General features: G+C 67.8%; 1 pseudogene. It reads right to left on the bottom strand.

What is annotated here, in order from left to right:
- Window positions 1–14: 14 nt before the first annotated feature.
- Window positions 15–236: pseudogene (locus ACYQ0J_RS13805) on the bottom strand (peptide ABC transporter ATP-binding protein); the annotation flags it as partial.

The following is a 236-nucleotide window of genomic DNA, read 5'->3' as shown; positions in this document are numbered from 1 at the left end:
GTGCGGGCATGGTGCTAGTGGTGGAGCACCCGTTGCAGGAAGCTCCGGGTGCGCTCCTCCTTGGGGGCGGTGAAGATCTCCCCCGGCCTCCCCTCCTCCACGATCTGCCCCCCGTCCATGAAGATCACCCGGTCCGCCACCTCCCGGGCAAACCCCATCTCGTGGGTCACCACCAGCATGGTCATGCCCCCACGCGCCAGGTCCCGCATCACGTCCAACACCTCCCCCACCATCTC

Source organism: Thermus sp. FJN-A (assembly GCF_054655095.1).
The sequence above is the reverse complement of the archived record's forward strand: the minus strand, read 5'-3'. Positions and strand labels throughout refer to the sequence as shown.